At 72.3% G+C, this 26493-nt stretch carries 30 protein-coding genes; 16 read left to right on the top strand and 14 right to left on the bottom strand.

Annotated features, from left to right (window positions below):
- Nucleotides 1-9 precede the first annotated feature (9 nt).
- From Mam01_RS05570 to ygfZ, 4 genes are all read left to right on the top strand, one after another.
- Complete coding sequence (locus Mam01_RS05570) at nucleotides 10-1005, top strand: ATP-binding SpoIIE family protein phosphatase (protein WP_204284362.1); 996 nt, start codon at nucleotides 10-12, stop codon at nucleotides 1003-1005.
- On the top strand, nucleotides 1002-2699 hold the full coding sequence (locus Mam01_RS05565) for an ATP-binding response regulator (protein ID WP_239101053.1): 1698 nt from the start codon (nucleotides 1002-1004) through the stop codon (nucleotides 2697-2699). The genes Mam01_RS05570 and Mam01_RS05565 overlap by 4 nt, the downstream gene beginning before the upstream one ends.
- The gene (locus tag Mam01_RS05560; RefSeq protein ID WP_204284361.1) at nucleotides 2692-4266 is read left to right on the top strand and encodes a fused response regulator/phosphatase; all 1575 of its coding nucleotides are present in this window, start codon (nucleotides 2692-2694) and stop codon (nucleotides 4264-4266) included. Before Mam01_RS05565 ends, Mam01_RS05560 begins: the two co-directional genes overlap by 8 nt.
- Nucleotides 4267-4382: 116 nt before the next feature.
- A complete protein-coding gene (gene ygfZ / locus Mam01_RS05555; protein ID WP_204284360.1) occupies nucleotides 4383-5459 on the top strand; it encodes a CAF17-like 4Fe-4S cluster assembly/insertion protein YgfZ in 1077 nt (358 codons plus the stop codon).
- A gap of 140 nt (nucleotides 5460-5599) precedes the next feature.
- Here the strand turns inward: ygfZ and dtd are convergent, their stop codons facing one another.
- Nucleotides 5600-6025: a D-aminoacyl-tRNA deacylase gene (gene dtd, locus Mam01_RS05550; protein WP_150931022.1), complete on the bottom strand. Its 426-nt coding sequence runs from the start codon at nucleotides 6023-6025 to the stop codon at nucleotides 5600-5602.
- A gap of 45 nt (nucleotides 6026-6070) precedes the next feature.
- Between dtd and Mam01_RS05545 the strand changes: the two genes are divergently transcribed.
- Nucleotides 6071-7012 carry an asparaginase gene (locus Mam01_RS05545; RefSeq protein ID WP_204284359.1) on the top strand — a complete coding sequence of 314 codons (942 nt, stop codon included), beginning with the start codon at nucleotides 6071-6073 and terminating at the stop codon, nucleotides 7010-7012.
- Between the two features lie 60 nt (nucleotides 7013-7072).
- On the opposite strand, the gene Mam01_RS05540 is transcribed toward Mam01_RS05545, so the two are convergent.
- The gene (locus Mam01_RS05540) at nucleotides 7073-7948 is read right to left on the bottom strand and encodes an alpha/beta fold hydrolase (RefSeq protein ID WP_204284358.1); all 876 of its coding nucleotides are present in this window, start codon (nucleotides 7946-7948) and stop codon (nucleotides 7073-7075) included.
- A 91-nt stretch (nucleotides 7949-8039) separates the two neighbouring features.
- Between Mam01_RS05540 and Mam01_RS05535 the strand changes: the two genes are divergently transcribed.
- Nucleotides 8040-8624: a CGNR zinc finger domain-containing protein gene (locus Mam01_RS05535; RefSeq protein WP_204284357.1), complete on the top strand. Its 585-nt coding sequence runs from the start codon at nucleotides 8040-8042 to the stop codon at nucleotides 8622-8624.
- A gap of 12 nt (nucleotides 8625-8636) precedes the next feature.
- On the opposite strand, the gene Mam01_RS05530 is transcribed toward Mam01_RS05535, so the two are convergent.
- A complete protein-coding gene (locus tag Mam01_RS05530) occupies nucleotides 8637-10328 on the bottom strand; it encodes a DUF2207 domain-containing protein (protein ID WP_204284356.1) in 1692 nt (563 codons plus the stop codon).
- A 60-nt stretch (nucleotides 10329-10388) separates the two neighbouring features.
- On the opposite strand from Mam01_RS05530, the gene Mam01_RS05525 reads away from it, so the two are divergent.
- The gene (locus Mam01_RS05525) at nucleotides 10389-11360 is read left to right on the top strand and encodes a magnesium transporter CorA family protein (protein WP_204284355.1); all 972 of its coding nucleotides are present in this window, start codon (nucleotides 10389-10391) and stop codon (nucleotides 11358-11360) included.
- Between the two features lie 35 nt (nucleotides 11361-11395).
- Here Mam01_RS05525 and Mam01_RS05520 read toward each other — a convergent pair whose 3' ends face one another.
- From Mam01_RS05520 to Mam01_RS05500, 5 genes are all read right to left on the bottom strand, one after another.
- The gene (locus Mam01_RS05520; RefSeq protein WP_204284354.1) at nucleotides 11396-11722 is read right to left on the bottom strand and encodes a DUF2516 family protein; all 327 of its coding nucleotides are present in this window, start codon (nucleotides 11720-11722) and stop codon (nucleotides 11396-11398) included.
- A gap of 131 nt (nucleotides 11723-11853) precedes the next feature.
- On the bottom strand, nucleotides 11854-12318 hold the full coding sequence (locus Mam01_RS05515) for a hypothetical protein (protein WP_204284353.1): 465 nt from the start codon (nucleotides 12316-12318) through the stop codon (nucleotides 11854-11856).
- 3 nt (nucleotides 12319-12321) lie between these two features.
- The gene (locus Mam01_RS05510) at nucleotides 12322-12756 is read right to left on the bottom strand and encodes a helix-turn-helix domain-containing protein (RefSeq protein ID WP_204284352.1); all 435 of its coding nucleotides are present in this window, start codon (nucleotides 12754-12756) and stop codon (nucleotides 12322-12324) included.
- 101 nt (nucleotides 12757-12857) lie between these two features.
- A complete protein-coding gene (locus Mam01_RS05505; RefSeq protein WP_150931006.1) occupies nucleotides 12858-13784 on the bottom strand; it encodes a M56 family metallopeptidase in 927 nt (308 codons plus the stop codon).
- Nucleotides 13781-14137 carry a BlaI/MecI/CopY family transcriptional regulator gene (locus Mam01_RS05500; protein WP_150931004.1) on the bottom strand — a complete coding sequence of 119 codons (357 nt, stop codon included), beginning with the start codon at nucleotides 14135-14137 and terminating at the stop codon, nucleotides 13781-13783. The genes Mam01_RS05505 and Mam01_RS05500 overlap by 4 nt, the downstream gene beginning before the upstream one ends.
- Before the next feature lie 51 nt (nucleotides 14138-14188).
- Between Mam01_RS05500 and Mam01_RS05495 the strand changes: the two genes are divergently transcribed.
- Nucleotides 14189-14719, top strand: coding sequence for an O-acetyl-ADP-ribose deacetylase (locus Mam01_RS05495; protein WP_150931002.1), 531 nt, complete (start codon nucleotides 14189-14191; stop codon nucleotides 14717-14719).
- Between the two features lie 15 nt (nucleotides 14720-14734).
- On the opposite strand, the gene Mam01_RS05490 is transcribed toward Mam01_RS05495, so the two are convergent.
- Genes Mam01_RS05490 through Mam01_RS05480 form a run of 3 tightly spaced genes read right to left on the bottom strand, consistent with a single transcriptional unit; the run spans nucleotide 14735 to nucleotide 16876 of the window.
- On the bottom strand, nucleotides 14735-15262 hold the full coding sequence (locus tag Mam01_RS05490) for a GNAT family N-acetyltransferase (RefSeq protein ID WP_204284351.1): 528 nt from the start codon (nucleotides 15260-15262) through the stop codon (nucleotides 14735-14737).
- A gap of 10 nt (nucleotides 15263-15272) precedes the next feature.
- Complete coding sequence (locus Mam01_RS05485; protein ID WP_204284350.1) at nucleotides 15273-16118, bottom strand: class I SAM-dependent methyltransferase; 846 nt, start codon at nucleotides 16116-16118, stop codon at nucleotides 15273-15275.
- Nucleotides 16115-16876 (bottom strand): SDR family NAD(P)-dependent oxidoreductase, encoded by a 762-nt coding sequence (locus Mam01_RS05480; protein WP_204284349.1) that lies wholly within the window; start codon nucleotides 16874-16876, stop codon nucleotides 16115-16117. Before Mam01_RS05480 ends, Mam01_RS05485 begins: the two co-directional genes overlap by 4 nt.
- Before the next feature lie 152 nt (nucleotides 16877-17028).
- Here Mam01_RS05480 and mshA point away from each other — a divergent pair, with 152 nt between their 5' ends.
- The 3 genes from mshA to Mam01_RS05465 are packed head-to-tail and all read left to right on the top strand — an operon-like array spanning nucleotide 17029 to nucleotide 19590.
- Nucleotides 17029-18312, top strand: a complete 1284-nt coding sequence (mshA, locus tag Mam01_RS05475; protein ID WP_239101052.1) for a D-inositol-3-phosphate glycosyltransferase — start codon at nucleotides 17029-17031, stop codon at nucleotides 18310-18312.
- A 9-nt stretch (nucleotides 18313-18321) separates the two neighbouring features.
- Nucleotides 18322-18807: a type III secretion system chaperone family protein gene (locus Mam01_RS05470; protein ID WP_204284347.1), complete on the top strand. Its 486-nt coding sequence runs from the start codon at nucleotides 18322-18324 to the stop codon at nucleotides 18805-18807.
- A gap of 39 nt (nucleotides 18808-18846) precedes the next feature.
- Entirely contained in the window at nucleotides 18847-19590 is a 744-nt protein-coding gene (locus tag Mam01_RS05465; RefSeq protein ID WP_204284346.1) for a phosphoglyceromutase, read from the top strand.
- Between the two features lie 129 nt (nucleotides 19591-19719).
- Here Mam01_RS05465 and Mam01_RS05460 read toward each other — a convergent pair whose 3' ends face one another.
- Complete coding sequence (locus Mam01_RS05460; protein WP_204284345.1) at nucleotides 19720-21165, bottom strand: hypothetical protein; 1446 nt, start codon at nucleotides 21163-21165, stop codon at nucleotides 19720-19722.
- A gap of 111 nt (nucleotides 21166-21276) precedes the next feature.
- Complete coding sequence (phoU, locus tag Mam01_RS05455) at nucleotides 21277-21936, bottom strand: phosphate signaling complex protein PhoU (RefSeq protein WP_204284344.1); 660 nt, start codon at nucleotides 21934-21936, stop codon at nucleotides 21277-21279.
- A gap of 104 nt (nucleotides 21937-22040) precedes the next feature.
- Here phoU and Mam01_RS05450 point away from each other — a divergent pair, with 104 nt between their 5' ends.
- Nucleotides 22041-23231: a sensor histidine kinase gene (locus tag Mam01_RS05450; protein WP_150930989.1), complete on the top strand. Its 1191-nt coding sequence runs from the start codon at nucleotides 22041-22043 to the stop codon at nucleotides 23229-23231.
- Entirely contained in the window at nucleotides 23228-23917 is a 690-nt protein-coding gene (locus Mam01_RS05445) for a response regulator (protein ID WP_111697679.1), read from the top strand. The genes Mam01_RS05450 and Mam01_RS05445 overlap by 4 nt, the downstream gene beginning before the upstream one ends.
- A 76-nt stretch (nucleotides 23918-23993) precedes the next feature.
- Here Mam01_RS05445 and Mam01_RS05440 read toward each other — a convergent pair whose 3' ends face one another.
- Complete coding sequence (locus tag Mam01_RS05440; protein WP_204284343.1) at nucleotides 23994-24650, bottom strand: copper chaperone PCu(A)C domain-containing protein; 657 nt, start codon at nucleotides 24648-24650, stop codon at nucleotides 23994-23996.
- A 256-nt stretch (nucleotides 24651-24906) separates the two neighbouring features.
- Here Mam01_RS05440 and Mam01_RS05435 point away from each other — a divergent pair, with 256 nt between their 5' ends.
- From Mam01_RS05435 to Mam01_RS05425, 3 genes are all read left to right on the top strand, one after another.
- A complete protein-coding gene (locus Mam01_RS05435) occupies nucleotides 24907-25389 on the top strand; it encodes a CarD family transcriptional regulator (protein ID WP_030510364.1) in 483 nt (160 codons plus the stop codon).
- A gap of 2 nt (nucleotides 25390-25391) precedes the next feature.
- The gene (ispF, locus tag Mam01_RS05430) at nucleotides 25392-25865 is read left to right on the top strand and encodes a 2-C-methyl-D-erythritol 2,4-cyclodiphosphate synthase (RefSeq protein WP_204284342.1); all 474 of its coding nucleotides are present in this window, start codon (nucleotides 25392-25394) and stop codon (nucleotides 25863-25865) included.
- 193 nt (nucleotides 25866-26058) lie between these two features.
- Complete coding sequence (locus Mam01_RS05425) at nucleotides 26059-26328, top strand: GlsB/YeaQ/YmgE family stress response membrane protein (RefSeq protein ID WP_204284341.1); 270 nt, start codon at nucleotides 26059-26061, stop codon at nucleotides 26326-26328.
- The last annotated feature ends 165 nt before the right edge of the window (nucleotides 26329-26493 follow it).

Genomic DNA, 26493 nt, shown 5'->3' with positions numbered 1-26493 from the left:
GAGGGCCGCGTGGCCGGCCGTCACGAGGACGTCTGGGTCCGCGCCACCGATCCCAGCGTGATCGGCGCCGTCCGCAGGTCGGCGGTCGCGCTCGCGACCGCCGCCGGGTTCGACCAGAACCGCACGGGCCAGGTGGCTGTCGCGGTCACCGAGGCGGTCTCGAACCTGGTCAAGCACGCCGAGGACGGCGTCGTCCTGGTGCGCGCGCACGGCGAGCGGCCGGGCGTGGTCGAGCTGGTGACCGTCGACCGCGGACCGGGAATCGCCGACCTCGCCCGCGCCCTGCGGGACGGCTTCTCCACCTCGGGAACCCTCGGCATCGGGCTGGGCGCCATCGCCCGCATGGCCTCGGCCTGGGACGTCCACAGCATGCCGGGCCGGGGCACCGTCCTGGTGACGCACTTCACCGCGGACGGCCCGCCCGAGCCGCCGCTGCGCGCGAGCGGGATCCGCCGCCCGATCGGCGAGGAGACGGTCTGCGGCGACTCCTACGCCGTGGTCGACACCGGCGGCGTGATCACGGCCGTCCTCTGCGACGGGCTCGGCCACGGCGCCGCCGCCGCGCACGCCTCCCGCGAGGCGGTCCGGCTGTTCCTGGAGGACCCCCTCGCCCCGCCCGTCGCCGCGCTGGAACGCGTGCACCGCGGGCTGGGCCACACCAGAGGGGGCGCGGTGGCCGTCGTCAGGGTCGAGCGCGAGACCGTGTCGTACGCCGGGCTGGGCAACATCTCGGGCTGGATCGCGCACGCCGAGGGCCGCCAGGGCATGATCTCCCTGCCGGGCATCGCCGGGCACAAGGGCCGGCGCCCGCAGCAGTACGAGTACGCGCTGCCGTCGCACGCCACGGTGGTGCTGCACTCCGACGGCCTCACCGACCGGTGGGACCCCGCGTCCTTCCCCGGCCTGTTCGCCCGTACCCCGGCCGTGATCGGCGCCACCCTGCTGCGCGACGCCGGCAGCCGAAGGGACGACGCCTGCGTCGTGACGCTGAGGCAGCGGCCGTGACGGGCGAGGTGCTCACCCGCGCGGACATCAGCGGAGACCAGGACGTCTTCGCGGTCCGGCGGCTCGGCAGGCGGATCGCCGAGCTCGTGGGCATGGAGTCGCAGGACCAGATCCGCATGGCGACCGCGCTCAGCGAGATCGGCCGCGAGGTGCTGGCCTCGGGCGCGGCAGGACACGTGACCTTCAGCCTGGCCGAGGACCGGGTGGTCGTCACCGTCGAGTACGGCGACGGGCACGGCATGCGGCGCAGCGAGGGCCTGACGCTCGCCGGCCGCCTGGTCGACGAGGTCACCCTGGCCGCGGAGGAGGGGCGCGTCACGCTGGTGAAGCGGGTGCCGGGGCACCGGCGGAGCCCCTCGGCCGCCGACATCCGGGCCGAGCTGGCGCCGCTGGCGCCCGCCACCGCGCTGGACGAGCTGCGCGAGCAGAACAAGGAGCTGGCCCGCACGCTGGAGGAGGTCCTGCGGCTCAACGGCGAGCTGGAGGAGACCAACCAGGGCGTGATGGCGCTGTACAACCAGCTGTCGGCGGAGCTGGAGGAGACCAACCGGGGGGTCGTGGCGCTCTACGCCGAGCTGGACGAGAAGTCGTCCCAGCTGCGCAGCGCCGCCGAGGCCAGACAGCGGTTCTGGGCCAGCGTGAGCCACGAGCTGCGGCTGCCGCTGACCTCGATCATCGGGCTGGTCCGGCTCATGGTCGGCCAGGGGGGCCAGCCGCTGAGCGAGGAGCAGGAGCACCAGGTGAACCTCATCGGCAGCAGCGCGGAGACGCTGCTCGGCCTGGTGGGGGAGCTGCTCGACCTGGCCAAGGCCGAGTCGGGCCGGCTCGACCCGGAGCCGTCGCTGGTGGACGTCGTCGCACTGGCCGAGGCGCTGCGCGGGACACTGCACACCGCCGTACGGGCGGAGGGGGTCGGCCTGGTCATCGAGGTGTCCCCCGAGGTCGGCGAGATGCTCGTCGACGAGGTCATGCTCACCCGGATCCTGCGCAACCTGCTCAGCAACGCGCTGAAATTCACCCAGGAGGGTGAGGTGCGGCTGAGCGCCGAGGTCGACCCGGAGATGGCCGAAGTCGTCTTCACCATCTCCGACACCGGCGTCGGCATCCCCGAGGAGTTCCTGGAGCGCGTCTTCGAGGAGTTCTTCCAGGTGCCCGGGCCGCTCCAGCTCAAGGCGAAGGGGACCGGCCTCGGCCTGCCGTACGCCCGCAGGCTCGCGGAGGCGCTCGGTGGCACGCTGGAGCTGTCGAGCAGGCAGGGGGAGGGGACGACGGTGGAGCTGCGGGTGCCGCACCGGATGGCGAGCCCCGAGATCGGCCATGTGCTGGTGGCCGACGACGACGCGGGGTTCCGCGCGCTCGCCCGGCGTCTGCTGTTCGGCTTCGCCGCCGTAGTGGACGAGGCCGCCGACGGGTACGAAGCCCTCGAACGGATGCGTGAGCACGTCCCGGACGTCGCCCTGGTCGACCTGTTCATGCCTCGCCTCGACGGCGCCGCCCTGCGGCAGCGGATGGCCGAGGACGAGATCCTCCGGGAGGTGCCCGTGGTCACGGTGTCGGGAGCGCTGGACGAGCAGGAGAGCGCGCATCTGTCGCTGAGCAAGCACGGGCTGCGCCGCGACCGGCTGCTGGAGACGGTCAGGGAGGCGGTCAGGGAGGCGGTCGCCGCGCGGCGCGGAGGTGGGGCCGATGATTGACGCCGCGGCGACCGTGCTCGTGGTCGACGACCTCCCGACCAAGCGCTACATCCTGTCCAGCTGGCTGCGGCGGGCGGGGCACCGCGTGGTGGAGGCCGGCGGCGGCGAGGAGGCGCTGGCCCTCGTCGGGACGCTCAGGCCGGACCTGGTCGTCCTCGACGTGCGGATGCCCGACCTCGGGGGCATGGAGGTCTGCGAGAAGATCAAAGCCAACCCCGAGACCGCCTCGATCCCGGTGATCCAGGTGTCCGGCAACGCGATCACGCCGGCCGACCGCGCCGAGGGGCTGGAGCGCGGGGCCGACGCGTACCTCTCCGAGCCGATCCAGCCCGACGAGTTCGCGGCGACGGTCCGGGCGATGCTGCGCTACTACCGGGCGCGGCAGCGGGCCGAGCGGATGGCGGCCCGGCTGAGCATGCTCGCCGAGATCACGCTGCTGCTGAACGAGGCGGACGACTTCGAGCGGCTGCTGTCGGTGGCCGCCGAGGGCTGCTCCCGGCTGGTGGACCGGTTCGCGCGGGTGCTGGCGGTGTCGCCGGACGGGACGCTGCGCAGGTTCGCCGCCAGGCCCGGCGAGGCCGCCTCGGCCCGGCCGGTGCGGCCCGACACTCTCGACAAGCTCACCGCCATCGCCGTCGGTGACTCCACCGGGGTGTGGACGTTCGACCTGGACAATTCGAGATGGGCCGCCATCGTCCCCGACAGCGAGGTGGCCGGGGGCGTGTCGGGCGTGCTGTGCCGTACGAAGTCGGGCAGGCCGCCGGTCTTCCTGGGCGTGGAGTCGGACCGGCCGCTCGACGGCGACGAGATGAGCCTGCTGCGGCAGTTCGGGCAGGCGATCGCCCTGGCCGTCGACGCGGCCCGCGCGTACGCCGAGGAGCACACGATCGCGCTGACGCTGCAGCGCAGCCTGCTGCCCGAGACGATCCCGCCCGTGCCGGGCATGCGGATCGCCGTGCGGTATCAGCCCGCGGTGGACAACGTGGAGGTGGGCGGGGACTTCTACGAGGTCCTGCGACTGGGCGACCGGGTGCTGATCGCGCTCGGCGACGTGCAGGGCCACTCGCTGCACGCCGCCACCGTGATGGCGGAGCTCCGATACGCGCTGCGGGCGTCGGTGATCGAGGCGGTCGACCCGGCCCGGTCGATGAGCCTGCTCAACGCGGTCCTGCGGCGCTATCACCCCCGGATGACGGCGACCGTCTGCATCCTCCTGCTCGACCCGGAGACGGGTGAGATCGAACTCGTGAACGCCGGGCACATCCCGCCGCTGATGGCGGGCCGGGAGGCGGCCTATCACCGGTTCGGGAACCTGCTGCTGGGCGTGGCCGAGGAGCGGTACCGGGTGGACCGGCTTCACCTGGCCGAGGGCGCCACGATGGTGCTGTTCACCGACGGGCTGATCGAGGACCGCGACAAACTGCTCGACGAGAGCCTGGAGATCGCCCGCCAGCAGGCCGAAGACGTGGGCGAGGACCTGGAGAGCTTCTGCGACCGGCTCATCGCCACGTTCGGGGCCCGCGAGGACGACGTGGCGCTGGTCGCCATCTGCCGCGCGCCGTGCTGACGTCACCCCTGCCGCTCACCGCCCGGTTGTCCGCAGCTCCGTTGTCCACAGCTCCGTTGTCCACAGGGGGCGAGCCGGGGCCGCGACGGGAGCGGGGGACCGAATAGCCTTGGGGCATGCGGAGCCCTTTGCTTGACACATCCGGCGCGGTGGCCGCGCAGGCGCCGGACGAGACGGTGGCGGCCCACTACGGCGACCCCTACGCCGAGCAGCGCGCGCTCGCGGCGGGGCAGGCGCTGGTCGACCGGAGCGACCGCGAGGTCGTGCGCGTCGCCGGGCCCGACCGGCTCGGCTGGCTCAACGACCTCAGCTCCCAGAAGCTGGACACGCTCCGGCCGGGCACGCCCGCCCAGGCGCTGCTGCTGGACGGCCAGGGCCGCGTCGAGCACCACCTGACCCTGGTGGACGACGGCGAGGCCGTGTGGGCGCACGTGGAGCCGGGCACCGCGGCGGAGCTGGTCGCCTTCCTGGAGAAGATGCGGTTCATGCTGCGGGTCGAGATCGCCGAGGTCACCTCGGACTACGCGGTGGTCTCCGTCGCCCCGCCCGCCCCCGCGGGTGAGCCCGTGGCTCTGGAGGAGGGCCGCGCGCTTCCCGAGGGGACCGTCGTGATGGGCGGCGATCTGCTCGTGCCGCGCGACCGGCTGGCCGGTCTCCCGGAGGAGCTGGGCCTGCGCCCCGCCGGGCTGTGGGCCTACGAGGCGCTGCGCATCGCGGCCCACGTGCCCAGGCTCGGGTTCGAGACCGACCACAAGACGATCCCCCACGAGGTCGGCTGGATCGGCGTGGCGGTCCACCTGAACAAGGGCTGTTACCGGGGGCAGGAGACGGTCGCCCGGGTGCACAACCTCGGCCACCCGCCCCGCCGCCTGGTCTTCCTGCACCTCGACGGCAGCGTCGACGACCTGCCGCCCCATGGCGCCCCGGTGACGCTCGGCGTGAGCACCCCGGTCGAGGCGGAGCCGGAGGCGGCCGTGGAGGGCGCCGCCGAGCCCGGCCAGCTCGGGTTCGTGGGCTCCTCGGCCCGCCACTACGAGCTGGGCCCGATCGCCCTCGCGGTCGTCAAGCGGACGGTGCCGGTGGACATCGACCTGCTGGCCGGTGGGGTGGCGGCGAGCCAGGAGGTCGTCGTGCCGCCGGACGCGGGCCGCAACGTGCACATCGACCCCGCCCTGCGCCGCCGCGTCCGCTGACGGTTCCCCCGCCGATCAGCCCTGCTGGTCATCCGCGTCGACCGGCCGGGCAGATCCCCCGGCCGGTGCGGATCAGGCCTCGTCCGGAACCTGTGCCCCGGAGGCCCACGTGGAGGCTCTCGTGGGGGCTTGCGCGGGGCTCAGACGTCGAGGACGAGGGTGATCGGGCCGTCGTTGGTGAGGGTCACCTTCATGTCGGCGCCGAAGAGGCCGGTCTCGACCCGCGCGCCGAGCGTCCGCAGTTCGGCCACCACCGCCTCCACCAGCGGCTCGGCCACCGGGCCGGGAGCGGCCGACTGCCAGGTGGGCCTGCGGCCCCTGCGGGCGTCGCCGTACAGGGTGAACTGGCTGATGACCAGCAGCGGGGCGCCGACGTCGGAACACGACTTCTCGCCGTGCAGGATCCGCAGCCCCCAGAGTTTGGCGGCGAGCCGCGCCGCCTCGGTCCGGCCGTCGGTGTGGGTGACGCCCACGAGCACCAGCAGGCCGGGTTCGTCGATCGCTCCGACGACACGGCCCTCCACCACAACCGACGCGGAACTGACCCGCTGTACGACCGCACGCATGCCCCCGGATTCTGCCATGTCCGGGGGCTTCGTAGACTGCGCCCCATGTCGGAGATAGTGGTAGAGGTCGTCCGTTCGGGATTCGTCGAGTCGGTGCACCGCGCACGCGTGCACGTGATCGGGGCGGACGGTTCCCCGGCCCTCGTGCGCGGGGACACGGCGAGCCTCGCCTCGCCGCGCTCCGCGATGAAGCCGCTGCAGGCGCTCGCGATGGTCCGGGCCGGCCTGCCGCTGGAGGGGGAGCTGCTCGCGCTGGCCGCCGCCAGCCACAGCGGGGAGTCCTTCCACGTCGACGGCACCCGGAAGATCCTCGCGGGCGCGGGGCTGGACGAGTCCTTCCTGCGCTGCCCCGAGGACCTGCCGCTGGACGAGGAGGCGAGCCGCCAGGTCCTGCGGCAGTACGGCGAGGCCCGCCGGGTCTTCATGAACTGCTCGGGCAAGCACGCGGCGATGCTCGCCACCTGCGTGGTCAACGGCTGGCCGGTGGACGACTACCTGCATCCCGGGCACCCGTTGCAGCGCGCGATCCGCGCCACGGTGGAGGAGCTCACCGGTGAACGGGTCGCGGCGACCGGTGTGGACGGCTGCGGCGCGCCGCTGTTCTTCGTCTCGATGGCGGCGGTGGCCCGCGCCTTCCGCCGCCTCACGCTCGCCCCGGACGGCAGCCCCGAGCGGCGCGTCGCCGACGCGATGCGCGCGCACCCCGAGTGGACGAGCGGCACAACCCGGGCCGAGGCCGTGCTGATGCGGGCCGTCCCCGGGCTGCTGGTGAAGTCGGGCGCGGAGGCGTTCGACGCCTTCGCCGACGCCGAGGGCCGGGCCGGTGCGGTGAAGATCGTGGACGGCGGCGGCCGGGCCCGCGTGCCCGTCACCGTCGCCGCCCTGCGCGCGGCCGGGATCGACGCCCCCGAGCTCGCCGGGCTCGCGACCACGCCGCTGTTCGGCGGCGGGGTCCCGGTCGGGGAGGTCCGCGTCCACGCCGTCTGACCGGCCGCCGTCGCTTTCCGCCGCCGTCGCTTTCCGGCCGCTGTCGCTTTCCGGCCGCCGTCACTTCCAGATGCGGTCGAGGAAGGCGGCGATCAGGGGAGCGATTTCGGGAAGCCGGTCCTCCAGCGCGAAGTGACCGGTGTCGAGTACGTGCAGTTCGGCGTCGGGCAGGTCGCGCAGGTAGGCGTGGGCTCCGGGCTCGGGGAAGAACGGGTCGTCGCGGCCCCACACGATGAGCGCGGGCGGCCGGTGCCGGCGCAGCCATGCCTGCCAGGTCGGATACCGCTCCACATTGGTGTGGTAGTCGAAAGCCAGGGCGACCTGTGCCTCCTTGCGTCCTGGCAGGTCGAGGAAGTGCTGGTCGAGGGTCCAGCCGTCCGGCGCCACCAGGGTGGGGTCGGCCGTCCCGCCCTCGTACTGGGCGCGCGTCGCCTCCTGCGTCAGCAGCGTGCGCACTCTGTCCTCGTCGCCTTCGACGTCCGGGCGCAGCGCGACGAAGGCGCGGGCGCCCGCCGACAGTCCCTCCTCGTACGCGTTGCCGTTCTGCACGACGAGGCCGGCGATCCGTTCGGGGTGCCGGGCCGCCAGCCGGAAGCCCACCGGGGCGCCGAAGTCGAAGACGTACATGACGAACCGGGTCAGCCCGAGCCGCTCGACGAAGCCCTCCGTCACGTGAGCGAGGTTGTCGAAGGTGTAGATGAAGCCGGTGGGCGCCTCGGTGTGCCCGAAGCCGGGGTAGTCGGGCGCGATCAACCGGTAGCGGGCGCCGAGCACGTCGATCAGCCGGCGGAACTGGTGTGAGGCCGAGGGGAACCCGTGCAGCAGCAGCATCACGGGGACGTCGCCACCGCCCTCGTCCGGGACCGACTCCCGGTAGAAGACCCGTACGCCGTCGACGTCGACGTGCCGGTGACGCGTGCGCGGAACGGCGAACATCGCCATCTCCTAATGCTCCCTTCATTGGCTTAGGCATTAGGTGGGGTGATCGTTAGCCTAATGCCTTTTCATGGGATTTAGCATTAGGCGCATGACCGATTTCGTCCCGCTGACCGGAGAGCCGCTCGCTCTCGATCTGATCAACACCCGGCCGCGCCTGTCGGGAGCCCCGGCCGACCTGATCGCCACGATCGAGGGACTGCGGGCCTGGCTGGCTCTTGAGGCCGATCGGCTCGCCGGAGTATTCGACGCGGACGGCGTCGCGCCGCCACTGACCGGCCGCGATCTCACCGCCGTGCACGAGGTGCGGGATCACGCGCGGGCCGCCATCGAGCAGGTCCGCCGGAGCGGCCGTCCTCCCGAGGCGTCCCTACGAGGCATCAACCAGGCGCAGCGGGCAGCGCCCGCGATCCGGGCGCTGACGTGGGACGGCGCCGCCGTCATCGCGGCGCCGCGCAGGGACGGGCCGCCGGGTGTCCGCCTGGCCGCGGTGCTCGCCGAGGCCGTCGCCGACCTGCTGACCGACCCGGCGGTCACGAACGTGCGCGAATGCGCGGCCGACGACTGCGTGATGCTGTTCCTGCCCGCGCATCCACGCCGGCGCTGGTGCTCGGCGACGCGATGTGGCAACCGTGCCCGGGTCGCCCGCCACTACCGGCGCCACCGCACCGGCTGAGCAGGAATGGGATCAGAGGGAGCGGAACTGGCGGGAGGACGAGATCGCGCCCGAGGTGGTCAGCGTGAACGTCCGCATCGAGTCGGCGAACCTGGACAGGTCCCACTCCGCCGGTCCCTGATACCAGTACAGGTGGTCGGCCTGCCGGCCGTCGCCGGTGAACGCGCCGACGATCCTCGCCCATCGGTCCACGTTGTCGAAGATCACCGCGTACGGCAGGTAGCGGGAGAACAGCTCCACCCGGCGGTCCGGGGGCACGTCGTCGACGCTCGCGTGGGCGAGGTACTCCCGGAAGCCGAGCGTGTGCGCCAGCGCCTCGGCGCCCTTGGCGGTCTTGGCCGGCATGTACTGGCCGCCGAAGGCCAGGGCCGCGCCCGCGATGATCAGAGCCGGTCCCAGCAGGCCGTACGACGTGAACCAGGCGAGCAGGACCGTGGCGACCACCCCGAGCGCGAGCACCGCCACCCCGAGGGTGGTCCAGCGTGACCGCACCGAGTCGGGCCGCCGGGCGAACCAGCCCTGGTCCACCACGTCCTGGTAGAGCGCGTCGCGCACCGCCGTGAGGCGCGCGGCGAAGGACCCGTGCAACTGCGACAGCAGCACCCTGTCGCGGCCGTCGAAGACCGCGTCCCAGAGCGCGCGCTCGTAGGGGAGCAGGTCGCCGATCGGGGCGCCGGGCAGCTTGACCAGGCACCAGTCCGGGGCCTCGTACGTCTGCCGGGGCTGCTCGTCGATCCGCAGGAAGCCGCGCACGGCGAGGTCGACGAGGGTCGCGGTCACGTCGACCACATCGGCCTGCTCGTCGACCAGCGTGCCGATCTGCCCGGGCCGCACCCCGTCCGGCGGGGTGAAGCGCCCGTCGCCGTGCCCGCTGACCTGTCCCATCCAATCGCCTGTGGTTCCGGCGGCCTCACCGCCGATCACCCGGGCGTCGCGCCCGCGCGTCCAGTAGAGCAGCGCCACGCCGCCCAGCAGCAGGACCAGCAGCGCCGCGAGCGACCCGCCGGTCACCGCGTTGAGCGCGAACGCGTTGGAAAGCTCGAACCTGCGCTCCAGGATCGGGGCCGCGCCGGTCGCGCCCTTCGGATAGCCGACGACGACGGTGAGCGTCTGGCCCTGCCGGAGGTCCTGCTGCTCGAACGTGGCGGTCGCGCCGGTCTCGTCGACCGACGCGCCGGTGCAGGCCGTGGCCGCGCCGGGCTCGCCCGCGAAGCAGGACAGGTTCTGCACCCTGCCCGGGCCGGTCACGGTCACCACCGCCTCCCGCACCGGGCCGGACACCGCGAACCAGCGCAGCTCCTCACCTCCGCCGCCCGCGCCGTCGGCGACGGGCGCGACCGCGCCGGTCACGTCGTACTCGACCGTGCCCCCGAACGTCAGGGTCTCCCCGTCGTACGAGCCGCCCTTGACGTTGGAGAGGCGGTAGACGCGGTCGTGGCCGTCGTCGAAACGGGTGCGGGTGATCGGCGTGCGCCGCACCGTCACGCCGGCGGGGGCGACCGTCTCCTTCACGTGGAGCACGCCGTCCCGGCGGAGATCCAGGGTCACCTCGTCCTTCTCGACCGGCGCCGTCGCCGCGGCACGCGCGGGCTGTGCGTACGCGGGCTGGGCGGGTGCGGGGGAGGCGTGCGCGGGGGAGACGGCGAGGACGGCGAGGGCGGCGAGCGGTGCCGCCGGTCCGAGCCGGCGCGCGAGATCCAGCATGAGCCGAAACCTTATCGGTCCCCTCCGACACGTTTCGCGGGGTCGGTAGGGTTACCGTCCATGGGACACACCCGGTTGTACCGGAACGGCGTCCTGGAGGCCGAGGGCTTTCCGGTCGCCGACGTCTCCGAACACGTCAAGGATCCCGCGGCCGTGGTGTGGTTCGACATGTGCGACCCCACGGAGGAGGACCTCCACGCGATCAGCGAGGAGCTCGGGCTGCACGCCCTGGCGGTGGAGGACGCGCTGCAACGCCGGCAGCGGCCCAAGCTGGACGTCTACGACGGCCACATGTTCCTGAGCGTCTACGTTTCGGCCTTCGACGCGGAGTCCGGCCGGGTGCGGGTCACCCCGGCCACCGCCTTCATCACCTCGAACGCGCTGGTCACCGTGCGGCAGTCGGACGAGTTCTCGATCGAGGAGGTGATGCGGCGCTGGGACGACGGGGCGGACCTCGCCCGGCACGGCGTCGCGTTCCTGCTGCACGGCCTGCTCGACTACGTGGTGGACAGCCACTTCGAGGCCGTCGAGGCGATGGACGAACAGGTGGAGGACCTGGAGGACACGGTCTTCGGCGAGCGGCCGGTCAGCCCCGGGGAGCAGCGGCGCACGTTCGAGCTGCGCAAGAGCCTGGTCATGCTCCGCCGGGTCGTGATGCCCATGCGGGAGGCCGTGAGCACGCTCCTGCGCCGCAACGGCACGATCGGCGACGGGGAGATGGCGCCGTACTTCCAGGACGTGTACGACCAGGTCCTGCGCGCGAGTGAATGGACCGAGTCGCTGCGCGACCTGATCGGCAACATCCGTGAGACGCAGCTGACCATGCAGGACAACAGGATGAACCTGATCATGAAGCGGGTGACCAGCTGGGCCGCGATCATCGCGGTGCCGACCTTGATCACCGGATTCTACGGCCAGAACATCCCGTTCCCCGGCTTCGGGCATCACTGGGGCTTCTGGACGTCCAGCGCGCTGATCGTGGTCGTCTCCGCCGCGCTCTACCGGGTGTTCCGGGCGCGCGACTGGCTCTGAGCCGGCTTCGGGGCGGCTTTGGGGCGCCGCCCCCGTCACCAGGGTCCGTACGGGCCCTGGTTGCCGCCGCCCTTCTGCTCGTTGACCGCGGGCTTCACGTCGGCGAGGTAGATGCCCGCCGCGATGACCGCCGCGATCGTGAAGATGCTCAGCGCGCCCAGGTACTGGACCGCCGCGGCGAAGGTGAACAGCGTCGCGAAGCCCAGGATGACCAGCCAGAGCTGCTTGGTCTGCTTGCCCGCCGCCGGGAAGGCCCGGGCCGGGATGCGCACGGCGTGGACCAGCGCCACGACGCACAGCAGGAAGGCCGCCAGGGAGAGCAGCCAGAAGATGATGGAGAGGATTCCGTGCAGCCCGAACATTGGTTCTCCGCATGGTCAAGGTCGCCGACGACCCCAAGACTAATGGGCGCCGCCGACAGGTGGCGTGGACGGCGGCGGCCCGCCTCCCGCAGGGGGAGACGGGCCGCGGTGTCGCTCGCGCGGGCGGGAGATCAGCCACGCTTCGCGGTGGTGGCGCGGGTGCGGCCGGCCGTGGTCCGCTTCCCGGCGGTGGTCCCGGCCGTGGTCCCGGAGGTGACCTCGGCGGCGATCGCCGGCTCGGCGGTCTCCGAGACCTCGGTGAGCTCCAGCGCGGCCTCGCCGCTCACCCGGCTGACGACCTTGCGGCCACGGGTGGCGAGGTCGTCGTACAGCCGGTTGATCTGGGTGGCGGCGGCGTCGGCGTAGCCCTTGGCCCTCTCCGGCAGCTCACGCGCGACGGTCTCGGCCCTGTCCTGCACGGTGAAGGCGTAGGCGCGGGCCTTCTCGGGCAGCTCACGCGCGACGGTCTCGGCCCTGTCCTGCACCGTGGAGGCGTAGGCGCGGGCCTTCTCCACGGCGAAGTCGCCGGCCCCGGTCAGGGCGTAGAACGGCTTGCTCTCGGTGAGCTTCTTGGCCTGGGTGACGATGGTGGTCATGGGTTATCCTTCCTGCGAATCCGGCGTCAAGCCGTCACGCGAGGGAACCGGGTCGTCCCCGAGATGCACAGCCGATTGCGGCGGCTGCGCGGCGCCGGCCCGGTTCTCCTTGCGGAACGACTCGTAGATATCGATGAGCACCTGGCGTTGCCGCGAGGTGAGCGCCACGTCGGCCCGGATCGCGGCCAGCACGTCGCTGTGCGGCTCGCGGTCCTCGATGAGGCCGGCCTGGACGTACAGCGCCTGGGCGGAGATGTGCAGACCCTTGGCGATCTGGTTCAGTATCTCCGCGCTCGGCTTGCGCAAGCCCCGTTCGACCTGGCTCAGGTAAGGGTTCGACACGCCTGCCTGCGCGGCGAGCTGGCGGAGTGAGATCTTCGCCTGCTGCCGCTGCTGGCGGATGTACTCACCGAGCGAGCCGACCTTGGGCAGTTCCATGTCCCCAGTCTGCATCGCACTGCTTGCAATTGCAAACTCGATGGCTAACTTCAGCTAACACCCAAGCGTGCGCAAGGAAACGGTCGAGCCGGGAAGCGGTCTCAGCCGGGGAGCAGCCAGAGCAGCGGCGCGCTGGTCGCGAGCACCACCGACCCCGTCAGGATCAGGAAGCGCTGCGCGGGGGGAAGGGCCACCTCGGGACGCACGAGCCGGTCGACCCTGGCCATCACGCCCGACGACGCGGACGCGCCGAGCGCGCCCTGCGGGGTGGGCAGCGCGGCCGAGGTGCCGAACCGCAGCAGGGCCGTGGCCAGCCTGCGCGGGCAGCAGCGCCGGCGGGCGCGGTCGTCGGCGGCCATCTCGATCAGCAGCTCGACCGACGCCTGCGCGTCGCGGACCAGCTTCGACCACGGCAGGGCGCGGCGCAGGGCGGCGAACGGCAGCAGCACCAGGTCGTGGCGTTCGCGCACGTGCGCGGCCTCGTGCGCGAGCACGGCCTCCAACTCGGCGGACGACAGCAGGTGCAGGGTGCCGTCGCTGATGACGACCTGCGACTTCAGCCCGGGCAGGCAGTAGGCGGCGGCGCCGGGGAAGTCGACCACCCGCACGCCGGGCACGGCCGGTTCGTCCCTGGCCACCAGCGCGAGCAGCAGCCGGTGCCTGCGACGGGCCCGCAGCGTCTGCGCCCCCGCCGCGAGCGGCAGGGCCACCAGCACCGTGAGCAGGGACAGGCCCGCGACCAGCGCGGCCAGCCGGATCGCGTCGTACGGGTCGCGCACGCTGGAGCCCACGCTCGCCAGGAAGCCCGCCAGGAACTCGGCCAGGCCGTGCACGACCCCCTTGCCGTACGGGCCGAGGGCGAAGGCGAGCAGCGCGCCGGTGGAGGCGAGGCCCCAGGTCACCCCGAGCGACTGCCACAGCAGGATCGCCGTGCGCGGGGCACGCCAGGTCCAGCGCGCGAAGGTCAGCCGCCACGCGGCCAGCGCGCAGGTCGTCGCGAGCGCGGCTAGGACCGCCGCCGCGATCACTCTTCCCCCAGCTCCGTGAGCGCTTTCCGGAGAATCTCGGCCTCGGTCCCGGAGACGGCCCGGGCGAAGCGGGTCAGCGCCGCGTCCCGGTCGCCGGTCATGTCGAGGGCTTCGAGCATGAGCTCGGCGACGTACGCGTCGCGGCTCGCGGCGGGCTGGTAGCGCCAGGCGCGCCCGTCCCGGGTGCGGGTGAGGAACCCCTTGCGGGACAGCCGGTCGAGCACGGTCATCACGGTCGTCGGCGCGAGGTCGCGGTCCTCGATGAGACGCCCGACCTCGCGGGCGGTGAGCGGCGCGTTCTCCGCCCAGAGAATGTCCATGATGCTGCGTTCGAGCTCTCCCAGTCCCTTCACACCTCCAAGGCTACCTGGGGTAGTACTACGTCCTGTAGAGAGGTGACGCACATGGACATCGTTCTGGTCGAGGGAGACATCACCGAGCAGCGGGTCGACGCGGTCGTCAACGCGGCCAACTCGTCCCTGCTGGGCGGCGGAGGCGTGGATGGAGCCATCCACCGGCGCGGCGGCCCCGCGATCCTGGAGGAGTGCCGGGCGCTGCGCGCCTCCCGGTACGCGGGAGGACTGCCCGCCGGGCAGGCCGTCGAGACCACCGCCGGACGGCTGCCCGCCCGATGGGTGATCCACACGGTCGGGCCCGTGTACTCGCGGGGTGAGGACCGATCCCATCTGCTGGCCTCCTGCTATCGGGAGTCGCTGGCCGTCGCCGACCGGCTGGGCGCCGCCACCGTGGCCTTCCCCGCCATCTCCACGGGGGTCTACCGGTGGCCGATGGAGGACGCCGCCCGCATCGCGCTGACCACCGTACGGATGACCACCGCGCGGCAGGCCGCGTCCACCGTCCGCGAGGTGCGGTTCGTACTGTTCAGTAACGCAGCCTATGCCGCGTTCGAGACCGCTCTTGCGGAGTCGCCCTGAGCGTTGGGCCGGAATTCACAGCCACCTGATCATGTAGATCTCGTCCCGCTCGTCGCCGGGGGCCAGCCGGATCGAGCGGGGCACCCGGCCGACCTCCTGGTAACCCGCGCTCGCGTAGAAGGCGTCCACTCCGGTGCCGCCGCGGCAGGTGAGCTGCAGCGCCTCCAGGCCGAGGGACCGCGCGGCGTCGTCGGCCGCGCGCAGCAGGGCCCGGCCGTACCCCCTGCCCTGGTGCTTGGGGTGGACCATGACCCGCAGCACCCACCGCCAGTGCGCCCGCAGGCGCGAGTCGTTGTCGGCCAGGATGAGCCAGGCGGCGACCTCGCCGTCGTCGCCGAACCCGGCGAGGAGGCGGTCCGGGGCCGCCGGGCCGCCGCCGGAGCGGGTGCGGGCGAACGCCTTCTCCGCCGTCGGCCTGATGACGTCGGGCGTCACGGGAGGCACGAAGCCCACGGCGCCGTCCGCGTTGGTCACCTCCGCCCAGCAGTGCAGGAGCTGCTCGAAAAGCTCGGGGGTCATCTCCGGGTCGAGGACGAAACGCATGGCCCGGACGTTACCAACCGCCGGAGGAGCCGACGGGGGAGACGCCGCTCCAGGGAAGGGTCAGCTCGCCGAGCCGCCACCGTCCCGGGCCTCCCGTCGGCGGCAGGGTCTCCACCGGCCAGTCCCGCGCCACCAGCTCGGCCGCTTTGATCCAGCGCTGCCGGGCGCCGTACGCGCCGAAGGGGGCGCAGGTCGCCCAGGCGCGGTCCCAGTCCGCCAGGAACGCGTGGACCGGCTGCCCGGGGACGTTGCGGTGGATCAACGTCTTGGGCAGCCGTTCGGCCAGGTCGGACGGCCGCCCGAAGCCGGTGAAGCGGGCCGCGAAGGTCAGCGTCCGCGGCCCCTCGGCGCCGAGCGCCACCCAGGTCGCGCGGTGGCCGATCTCCGAGCAGGTGCCCTCGACGACCACTCCCGAGGGGTGCAGGCCGGCGCGGAGCAGGTCCCAGTGCGCCCACGCCTCGTCCTCGCCGTACTGCCTCAGCACGTTGAACGCGCGGACGATCAGCGGCGGGCGGGGGACCGGCAGCTCGAAACCGCCCCTGACGAACGACAGCCCCTCCCGCTCGTACGGTTTGGCAGCCGCGACCCGCTCGGGGTCGATCTCCACGCCCACCACCTCGACCACCGGGCAGACCCGGCGCAGCCGGGTGAACAGCTCGGTCGTCGTGACGTGGGACGCGCCGTAGCCGAGGTCGACCACCAGCGGCGGCGCCGTCCCCGCGCGGCCCGAGCGCAGCAGCGGGCCGTACACGGCGGCGATCCAGCGGTCGCAGCGGCGCAGCCGGTTGTGCCCGGTGGTGCCGCGGGTGACCGCCCCGACGGGCCGTCCGGGCCGCCCGGGCCGGGCCGGCCTCATGACCCGGACGTGACCCGGTGCACCTTGTGCTGGGCGGCCTGGGCCCGGGGCCGCACGACCAGCCGGTCGATGTTCACGTGGGCCGGGCGGGTCACCGCGAAGGCGATCACGTCGGCGATGTCGTCCGCGGTCAGGGGGTCGGGGACGCCCTCGTACAGCTTGGCCGCCCGCTCGGCGTCGCCGCCGAACCGGGTCAGGGCGAACTCGTCGGTCTTCACCATGCCCGGGGCGACCTCGACCACCCGCACCGGCTCGCCGCACAGCTCCAGGCGGAGGGTCTCGGTCATCGCGGTCTGCGCGTGCTTGGCCGCGCAGTAGCCGCCGCCTCCCTCGTACGACACGAAGGCCGCCGTCGAGGTGAGCATCACCAGCACGCCGTCACCCGACGCGACGAGCTTCGGCAGCAGCGCCCTGGTCACCCGCAGGGCGCCGAGCACGTTCACGTCGTACATCCGCTGCCAGTCGTCCACCCGCGCCTCGGCCACCGGCTCCAGCCCGAACGCGCCACCCGCGTTGTTCACCAGGACGTCGCAGCGGTCGAGCGAGGCGGCCAGCGCGTCCACCGACGCCTGGTCGGTCACGTCGAGCGTCACCGCGCGGACGCCCGGCACCTCGGCCGCCAGCGCGTCGAGCCGGTCCCGCCGCCGCGCCGCGGCCACCACCCGGTATCCCTCCGCGGCGAGCCGCCGGGCCGTCGCCTCGCCGATGCCGCTGCTCGCACCGGTCACCAGCGCGGTCCTGACCGTCGGATCGGTCATCGTCACCGCCATCCTCCCTCTACGCCGCTCCTCAGGCGCCCCCGGGAGTCCCCCTGAGGCAGCCGCCATCCTCTCAGGGCCCCCGATGCTCACACCTGTCGGGGAATCCGGTGATGATTTTGGTGGTTGTAAGCCTTTCGGAGGTGGTTCGGGTGTCGGTCTTTCGGCGTCGGGTCAACCGCGTCGCGACCATAAGCGTGCACACGTCCCCGCTTGACCAGCCGGGCACGGGCGACGCGGGCGGCATGAACGTCTACATCGTCGAGGTCGCCAAGCGGCTCGCCGCGCTCGGCATCGAGGTCGAGATCTTCACGCGGCGCACCGCACGCGATCTGCCCCCGGAGGCCGAGCTGAGCCCCGGCGTGCTGGTCCGTCACGTCACGGCGGGGCCGTACGAGGAGCTCGGCCGCGCCGACCTGCCCGGCCAGCTGTGCGGCTTCCTGTCCGGCGTCCTGCGCACCGAGGCGATGTACGACCCCGGCCGCTACGACGTGATCCACTCCCACTACTGGCTGTCCGGCCAGGTGGGCTGGCTGGCCAAGGAACGCTGGGGCGTGCCGCTCGTGCACACCATGCACACGATGGCCAAGGTCAAGAACGCCCTGCTCGCGGAGGGCGACAAGCCGGAGCCGGCGATGCGGGTGCTGGGCGAGGAACAGGTCGTGGAGGTCGCCGACCGCCTGGTCGCCAACACCGCCGCCGAGGCGGAGGAGCTGATCGACCTCTACAAGGCGCCGCGTGAGCGCGTGGCCGTGGTCAACCCCGGCGTGAACCTCGCCGTCTTCCAGCCCGCGTCGAAGGGCGCCGCCCGGCGCCGCCTCGGCCTGCCGCGGGACGCGCACGTGCTGCTGTTCGTGGGCCGCATCCAGCCGCTCAAGGCCCCCGACGTGCTGCTCAGGGCCGCCGCCCGGATGCTCGTCGAGGACCCCTCGCTGCGGTCGCGGCTCGTCGTCGCCTGCGTCGGCGGGCCCAGCGGCAACGGCCTCGCCCGTCCCGCGCTGCTCAGCGACCTCGCCGCCGAGCTCGGCATCGCCGACGTCGTACGGCTCGCGCCGCCCGCCCCGCAGCAGGAGCTCGCCGACTGGTACCGGGCCGCCGACGTGACCGTCGTGCCCTCGCACAACGAGTCGTTCGGGCTGGTGGCGCTGGAGTCGCAGGCGTGCGGCACCCCCGTCGTCGCGGCGGCGGTCGGCGGGCTGCGCACCGCCGTCCGGGACGGCGTGTCCGGCGTACTGGTCGACGGGCACGACCCGCACGACTGGGCGCGGGAGCTGGGCCTGCTGACCGGGCGTCCCGACCGGCTCGCCGCGCTCGCCGCCAACGCCGTGGAGCACGCGACCGCCTTCGGCTGGTCGGCGACCGCCGCCCGCCTCGCCGAGGTCTACGCCGGCGCCAAGGCCCAGCTCCACCGGACCCCCATCGCGGTCAGCTCGTAGGCTGGCGGGATGAGAACCGAGCTCGAAGCCGTGATCGAGTCGGCGCTGGAGTCCGCCGAGCTGTCCTACGAACAGCCCAAACCGGGTGCGTTCCTGGTCAAGCTGCCGGGCCGGCACAAGCTCGCCACCATGACCTGGCTCGTCGTCGGCGACCAGGCGCTGACCGTCGAGGCGTTCTTCTGCCGGCAGCCGGACGAGAACCACGCCGAGTTCTACCGCTGGCTGCTGCACAAGAACGGCTCGATGTACGGCGTCCACTTCGCCGTCGACGCCGTGGGCGACGTGCACCTGGTCGGCCGGCTGCCGCTCGGCGCGGTGACCGGCGAGGAGATCGACCGCATCCTCGGCTGCGTGCTCACCTACTCGGACGAGTCGTTCGACCGCGCTCTCGAGCTGGGCTTCGCGTCGTCCATCAGGCGCGAGTGGGAGTGGCGGGTCAAGCGCGGCGAGTCGCTGGCGAACCTCCAGGCCTTCGCCCGGGTCGTCGACTCCTGACCAACGGGCCGTCAACCGTACGCCGATAGGATTGGCCGCATGGCTACTTTGGTGCTGCTGCGGCACGGTGAGAGCGAATGGAACGTCAAGGGCCTGTTCACCGGTTGGGTGGACGTCACCCTCTCACCGACCGGCGAGGAGGAGGCGCGGCGCGGCGGGCAGCTGCTCCTCGAGGCCGGCATCCGGCCCGACGTGGTGCACACCTCGGTGCTCACCCGGGCCATCAGGACCGCGAACATCGCCCTTGAGGCGGCCGACCTGCTGTGGCTCCCGGTGAAGCGTTCCTGGCGGCTCAACGAGCGCCACTACGGCGCGCTCCAGGGCAAGGACAAGGCGCAGACCCGCGCCGAGTTCGGCGACGAGCAGTTCATGCTGTGGCGCCGGTCGTACGACGTGCCGCCGCCGCCGATCGCCGACGACGACGAGTACTCCCAGCTCGGCGATGGCCGCTACTCGCTGCTGCCGTCGGAGCTGGTGCCGCGCACCGAGTGCCTCAAGGACGTCGTCGGCCGGATGCTGCCGTACTGGTACGACGAGATCGTCCCCGACCTGGCGGCCGGCCGCGACGTGCTGGTGGTGGCGCACGGCAACTCCCTGCGCGCGCTGGTCAAGCACCTGGAGGGCATCAGCGACGCCGAGATCGCGGGCCTGAACATCCCCACCGGCATCCCGCTGCGCTACGAGCTCGACGCCGACTTCCGCCCGGTCGGCAAGGGCGAGTACCTCGACCCCGCCGCCGCCGCGGCCGCCATCGAGGCCGTCGCCAACCAGGGCAAGAAGTAACCCCCACATCCGTCACCACGGCCGCGCCCCTCCCCGAGGGGCGCGGCCGTGTCCGTGTGCACGACAGCGGACGTGCGCGCCCCGAGCCCGCCGTGCCGAAGGCGCGGCAAAGCAACGCAGCGGCGCGGCCTACTTGTAGACGACGGTCTTCTTCGCCCTGCCGGGGAAGACCTCGACCAGGATCCGTACGGCGCCGTCCGGGGGATCGGGCACCTGGGTGACGAGCTCGCGGCCGCGCAGGTGGACCCTGACCCGGTAGGAGCCCGGCCCGCGCGTGGTGAGCCCCGTCAATCTCTGTCCATAGCCGTCGACGAGCTCCAGGGAGCCGGTCGGGCTCTCGTACGCCACCTCGACCACCTCCTCCCAGCCTCTGGTCTCCACGGGCGGCCGCCGGGTGTAGGACTCGACGGTCACGCAGGCGTGCCCGACCTCGTCGGCGGCCCAGATCGCGAGTGCGCCCCGGTCGCTTCCCACCAGGTTCCGCACCAGGTCCGGGGCACTGCCCTCGTAGCCGTCCTCCCAGCCGTCGATGGTCCAGAACTCGGTCCACATCGTGGCCCGGCGCTGCCGTACGGGCCTGATCTCGGGCCGGTGCCGCGGCAGCGCCGCGCACACCTTCTCCTTCCCGGCGACGTACGCGTCCGACTCCGCCTGTTGCCGATCTTCCTCCGCCTGCCGCGCGCCGGCCACGGCCGGGCACAGGCTCGCGAGCTTGACCGCCAGCGACGCCTCCGGTGCCTCCTGGACGGCCCGCGCGTCGATGTCGCCTCCGTGCCGGGTCGCCAGCGCACACAGGTGCCGCCCCTGGGCCAGGACGACCTCGTCCGTGACCTCGTCCCACTCCTCGACACCGGAGCCGTACGAGGGGTCGGTCGGGAGGCCGTGGCCGCGGACCGCGCAGAGGAAGAGCCGTTCCGCCGTGGTCAGCCCCGTGACGGTGCCGTCGCCGTATCCGGCGCAGCCGAGTTCCCGAGCGGTGCTCACCCTGCCGGCGGCGGCCGACGCCGTCGGCAGCAGGACGACCGCGGCCACCGTCAGGACGGCCGCCGCCGTACGGGCGACCGGTCCGCGCCGCACGAACCCGCGCCGGGGAGCGCGTACGGCGAGCAGGATGAGCAGCGGCGGAAGGGAGTCGTAGAGCCCCCACCCGACCAGTGAGTCGAACAGCCCGGGCGGCCCCCACTGCTGCCGGCACGCGGGGCCGAGGGCGGCGTCCAGCGTGGGGAGCAGGAACTCGGGGAGGTAGCGGACGAGCAGGACGACGGCGACGCTACGGCCGATGATCCCGCCGAGCCGGAGCCGCCCTTTCCGGACGCTGAGCCACCAGCCTGCGAAGCCCAGGACGACCAGCGGGGCTCCGTCGGTCGCGAGGAGGGGAAAGCCGATGACCGAATACGCCGGGAAGTAGACCCGGTCGTAGATCGCCCACCCCGGGCACTCGGACGAGACCGCCGTGACGAAGCCTTCGACGGTCTCGCCACCGCCGGTCAGGATCGACGCGACCAAGAAGTAAAGGGTGGGAGCCGCCGCGGTCAGCACCGCCGCCGCCCAGAGGATCCATGATCGTCTCGGCACGGGAGCGCAGACTACGCGACCGGTGCGACAGAACGGATGCGAGAGCCCCGGCCCCCCGAGGACCGGGGCTTTCGCGGCTTCTGTACGCCGTCCCCCGTACGCTGTGGCGCGTCAGCCGGTGAGGGCGTCCGTGTCGCGGGTGCCCGTGACGAGGTACACCACGTCGCGGGCGACGCGTACGGCGTGGTCCGCGTACCGCTCGTAGTAGCGGCCGGCCAGCGTGATGTCGATCGCGGCCTCGATGCCGTGCTCCCAGTCCTTGGAGAGCAGGACGCGGAACAGGCGGCGGTGCCGCCGGTCCATCGCGTCGTCGTCCGCCTCCAGCTCCTTGGCGAGCTCGAGGTCGCGGGAGACGATGCAGCTGCCCGTCTTGGTGATCAGGTTCTCGGCGATGGCGCCCATCTCGACGAACGTGTCGCGCAGCTCGGCCGGGATGGCCGACTCCGGGTGACGCATCCGGGCGATCTTCGCGATGTGCTCGGCCAGGTCGCCCATCCGCTCCAGGTCGGCGGCCATCCGCAGCGCCGTGATGACGGTGCGCAGGTCGACCGCCACCGGCTGCTGGGTGGCCATCAGTTCGTAGATCGAGGTTTCCAGCTCCATGTGCAGCCGGTCGACCTCGGCGTCCTGGGCGATGACGCTCTCCGCCAGCTGCAGGTCGGAGTCGAGCAGGGCGGTCGTCCCCCTCGACATGGCCGACCGCACCAGGCGTGTCATCTCCACCAGGCGGTCGGTCAGACCGGCCAGCTCTTCGTGATAGGCGTCGCGCATGGCCGCCACGCTACGCGCGCGCCGATGAACGAATTTCGACCGCCGGATGAACTTTTCCGGAAACAGAAGAGTCGTGCCTGGTCGGACAGGTGGAGGAACCCGAAATGCCGCCTAGGCTGCTGAATGTGAACGAGTTGCTGGCGAGCCTGGCGGCGATGGGCGGATTCGTCCTCGGCTCCTTCGTCATGCTCGCGATCCGACGGCAGACGTACAAGCCACCCGAGCCGGACCCGGTGGACGACACCCTGCCTCCGGGCGTGGCGTCGGTGCTGGCCGTGCTGCCCTCCTCGGCGGTCGTGCTCGACCGCGAGGACCGGGTGCTGCGTGCGAGCTCGGCGGCGCGCGCCTTCGGCCTCGTACGCGGAGAGTCGCTGATGGCCGCCGAACTGCTCGCGCTGGCCCGGAAGGTCCGCCGGGACGGCGAGATCCGCGAGAGCGAGATCGAGACCGCCGGGCGCAAGTTCGGGCAGGAGTCCACGTCGTTCGCGGTCCGGGTGGCCCCGCTGGGCTCCCACGGGCAGGTGCTCGTGCTCGCCGAGGACCAGACCGAGCGCCAGCGGGTCGAGGCCGTACGCCGGGACTTCGTGGCCAACGTCAGCCACGAGCTGAAGACGCCGGTCGGCGCGCTGAGCCTGCTCGCCGAGACCATAGAGGACGCCGCCGACGACCCCGAGGCCGTCAAGAGGTTCTCCGGCCGGATGCAGCACGAGGCCGCCCGGCTGACCTACCTGGTGCAGGACCTCATCACGCTGTCGCGGATCCAGGGCGGCGAGCCCATCCCCGCGCCGGAGCAGGTGCCGGTGGACGAGACCGTCCACGAGGCCATCGACCGGTGCAACACCAAGGCGGCGGCGAAGGACATCACGCTGGTGGCGGGCGGCACCGAGGGGCTCAAGGTCTGGGGCGACGAGGAGCTTCTCGTCACCGCCCTGCGCAACCTCATCGACAACGCCGTCGCCTACAGCCCCGAGCACACCCGGGTCGTCATCAGCGCCAGACCGGCCGGGAACGCCGTCGAGGTGAGCGTGAGCGACCAGGGCATCGGCATCCCCGAGAGCGCCCAGGAACGCATCTTCGAGCGGTTCTTCCGCGTCGACGCGGCGAGGTCGCGGGCCACCGGCGGCACCGGGCTGGGGCTCGCGATAGTCAAACACGTGGCCGGCGCCCACGGGGGCGAGGTCACCGTGTGGAGCAAGGAAGGCTCCGGATCCACCTTCACGCTTCGCCTTCCCGCGTTCGGCGGTCAGGCGGTCCCCGTACCAAGCACGACCATCCCCCAGGAGGCCGCTAAATGACTCGGGTACTCGTCGTCGAGGACGAGGAGTCGTTCTCGGACGCCCTGTCGTACATGCTCAGGAAGGAGGGGTTCGAGGTCGCCGTGGCGGCCACCGGCCCCGAGGCCCTGGAGACGTTCGACCGCAACGGAGCCGATCTCGTCCTGCTCGACCTGATGCTGCCGGGCCTGCCCGGAACCGAGGTCTGCCGGTCGCTCCGGCAGCGCTCCAAGGTGCCCGTCATCATGCTGACGGCCAAGGACAGTGAGATCGACAAGGTCGTCGGCCTGGAGCTGGGCGCCGACGACTACGTGACCAAGCCGTTCTCGTCCCGCGAGCTGGTGGCGCGCATCCGCGCGGTGCTGCGCCGTCAGGGCGACGTCGAGGAGATGGAGTCGGCGGTGCTGACCGGCGGGCCGGTCCGCATGGACGTCGACCGGCACATCGTGGCCGTGCGCGGCCGGCAGGTGCAGCTTCCGCTCAAGGAGTTCGAGCTGCTGGAGGTGCTGCTGCGCAACGCCGGCCGGGTGCTCACCCGCGGCCAGCTCATCGACCGGGTCTGGGGCGCCGACTACGTGGGCGACACCAAGACGCTCGACGTCCACGTCAAGCGGCTGCGCGCCAAGGTCGAGGCCGACCCGTCCAACCCCCGCTGCATCCTGACCGTACGCGGACTGGGCTACAAGTTCGACCCGGCCGAGGAGTGATCCGTACGGCATGAGCCCCTGTCCGGTCGCGGACAGGGGCTCTCGTGTTTTCCTCTCAGGCGCGCCTTCTGGGCCCTCACCCGGCAGGGGCGCTCGGGGAGCCGGAGGGCGCGGCCTGGCCGGCCTCGGGCAGCGTGGCGTCCGCCGGCGCCGGGCTCTCGCCGGCCGGGGCCGAGGCCGCCGGCGTGGGCGTCGTCTGGGGGGCCGGGGACAGCGTGGCGTACTCCCGGCTGCGGGTGACGACGGGCGCGACGACCGGGATGTCGCCGGCCTTCTGGAACTGCAGGGTGAGCTGGATGGTCTCGCCACCGCGCAGCGGCGTCTTCAGCCCCTCGACCGTGACGCCGGTGGTCTTGGCGAGTGCGCCGGGCTCCAGCGTGATGGGGCTCGGCACCTTCGCCGAGGTGGCCTTCTGCTCCTCGGGCACGATGCCGACGAGCTGGTCCGCGGCCCCCGTGCCGTTCAGGACGGTGAGGTGGATCGGCGCCGATCCACCGGCGGCGATCTGCTCGCCGGAGTCCGGCCCGAGGATGAACGCCTGCGGGATCTTGATGCCGTTCATGCCGTAGGCCTGGCCGGAACCGTCATCGGAGATGAGGACCCCGGCCTCGCCGGGGGCGTACGGCACATTGGTGTTGGCGTCGAAACCGGCGCCACACGCGGCCAGCGCAGGGATGGCGGCGGCGAGGAGCGCGGCAACGGCGATCGCCCTGCGACGGCTGCTGCTGGTCACGGTACGAGGTCTCCTTGGTACGCACGTGTATGGGCAGCAATCACCTTATCCGCGCCGGTCTCCGGTCCGGCGTCGGCTCCCGCCCGTGACCCGTAGCACCGCAGGTCACCCCTTGTGTCGCATAGGCCCATTCACAGAGTGGATGGCTTGTCAAGCCCCAAAACGAGGCTTTGACCTGCAGTTATGTTTCTTTCACTGTTCCGGGAGGCGGGAACCGCGTGGTACTCTGGAGTACAGCGGAAGGGGTACTCGTCACATGACTTTCCAGGTCGGCGACACTGTCGTCTACCCCCACCATGGGGCTGCTCGGATCGAGGCCATCACGACCCGAACCATCAAGGGTGAGGAAAAGACCTACCTGGTGCTCAAGGTCGACAAGGGCGACCTGACCGTACAGGTACCAGCAGAGAATGCCGAGCTCGTCGGGGTGCGCGACGTCGTCGGCCAAGAAGGACTCGAGCGGGTCTTCGACGTGCTGCGCATGCCGCACACGGAGGAGCCCACCAACTGGTCCCGCCGCTACAAGGCCAACCTTGAGAAGCTGGCGTCGGGAGACGTCAACAAGGTGGCCGAAGTCGTGCGCGACCTGTGGCGGCGCGACAAGGAGCGCGGCCTGTCCGCCGGTGAGAAGCGCATGCTCGCCAAGGCGCGCCAGATCCTCGTCAGCGAGCTCGCGCTGGCCGAGAAGACCAACGAGGACAAGGCCGAGGCCCTGCTCGACGAGGTGCTCAACTCCTGAACATGACATTGCCAAGGGTGGGCGTCGGGGTCGACGTCCACCCTTTCGCTTCGGGAAGAGATCTTCATCTCGCCGGGCTGTTCTGGCCGGGCGAGACCGGGCTGGCCGGCCACTCGGACGGTGACGCGGCGGCCCACGCGTGCTGCGACGCGCTGCTGTCGGCGGCCGGGCTCGGAGACGTCGGCGCGCTCTTCGGGACCGCCGACCCCCGCTGGGCCGGCGCCGCGGGCGTCACGCTCCTGGAGGAGGCGGCACGGCAGGTGCGGGCGGCCGGTTTCGAGATCGGCAACCTGGCGGTGCAGATCATCGGGAACCGGCCGAAGGTCGCACCCCGCCGCGCGGAGGCGGAGAAGGCCCTGGGGGCCGCCGCGGGGGCTCCGGTGAGCGTCAGCGCCACCACGACCGACGGTCTCGGGCTCACCGGCAGGGGCGAAGGCATCGCGGCCATCGCGACCGCCCTGATTGTGCCGGCGTGAATGTCCCGTTCCAATCGGACATGCCAACCTGATTGAGACCCGGCGCGTCTCACTATCACGTGGGCGGCGGCACGAACCAGGCGCGGAGTCGAGCCGCCGCCCCCTTTTTTTTCTTTCGTGGGATGCATATTCCCGTCCCATGGGGTAGCCCACAGTTCGAGGATGAAAGGGTCACCCTCAACGGGAGGTCGATATGACAATCGCATCCATTCTCGGCGCTATCATCATCGGCGCGATCATCGGCGCGGTGGGTCGCCTGCTCCTGCCCGGGCGGCAGCCGATCGGTTGGGTCCTGACGATCGTCGTCGGCATCGTCGCGGCCCTCATCGGTACCGCGATCGCCCAGGCCATGGGCGTTGCCACGACGGATGGCATCGACTGGATCGAACTGGTCATGCAGGTCGTACTGGCCGTCGTCGGTGTCGGCATCGTCGCCGGCCTGAAGCGAGGGTCGCGGGTGTAAGGCACTCGCAAGGTAGGGCGGCTCCCGCCCCAATCAACGGCGCAGGCCCGCCCGGCTCCCCAGCCGGGCGGGCCTGCACCGCGTTCGTGGCCTGCACCGCGTTCGTGGCCTGCACCGCGTTCGTGGCCTGCACCGCGTTCGTGGCCTGCACCGCGTTCGTGGCCT

Source organism: Microbispora amethystogenes (assembly GCF_016863015.1).
GTDB lineage: Bacteria > Actinomycetota > Actinomycetes > Streptosporangiales > Streptosporangiaceae > Microbispora > Microbispora amethystogenes.
The sequence above is the reverse complement of the archived record's forward strand: the minus strand, read 5'-3'. Positions and strand labels throughout refer to the sequence as shown.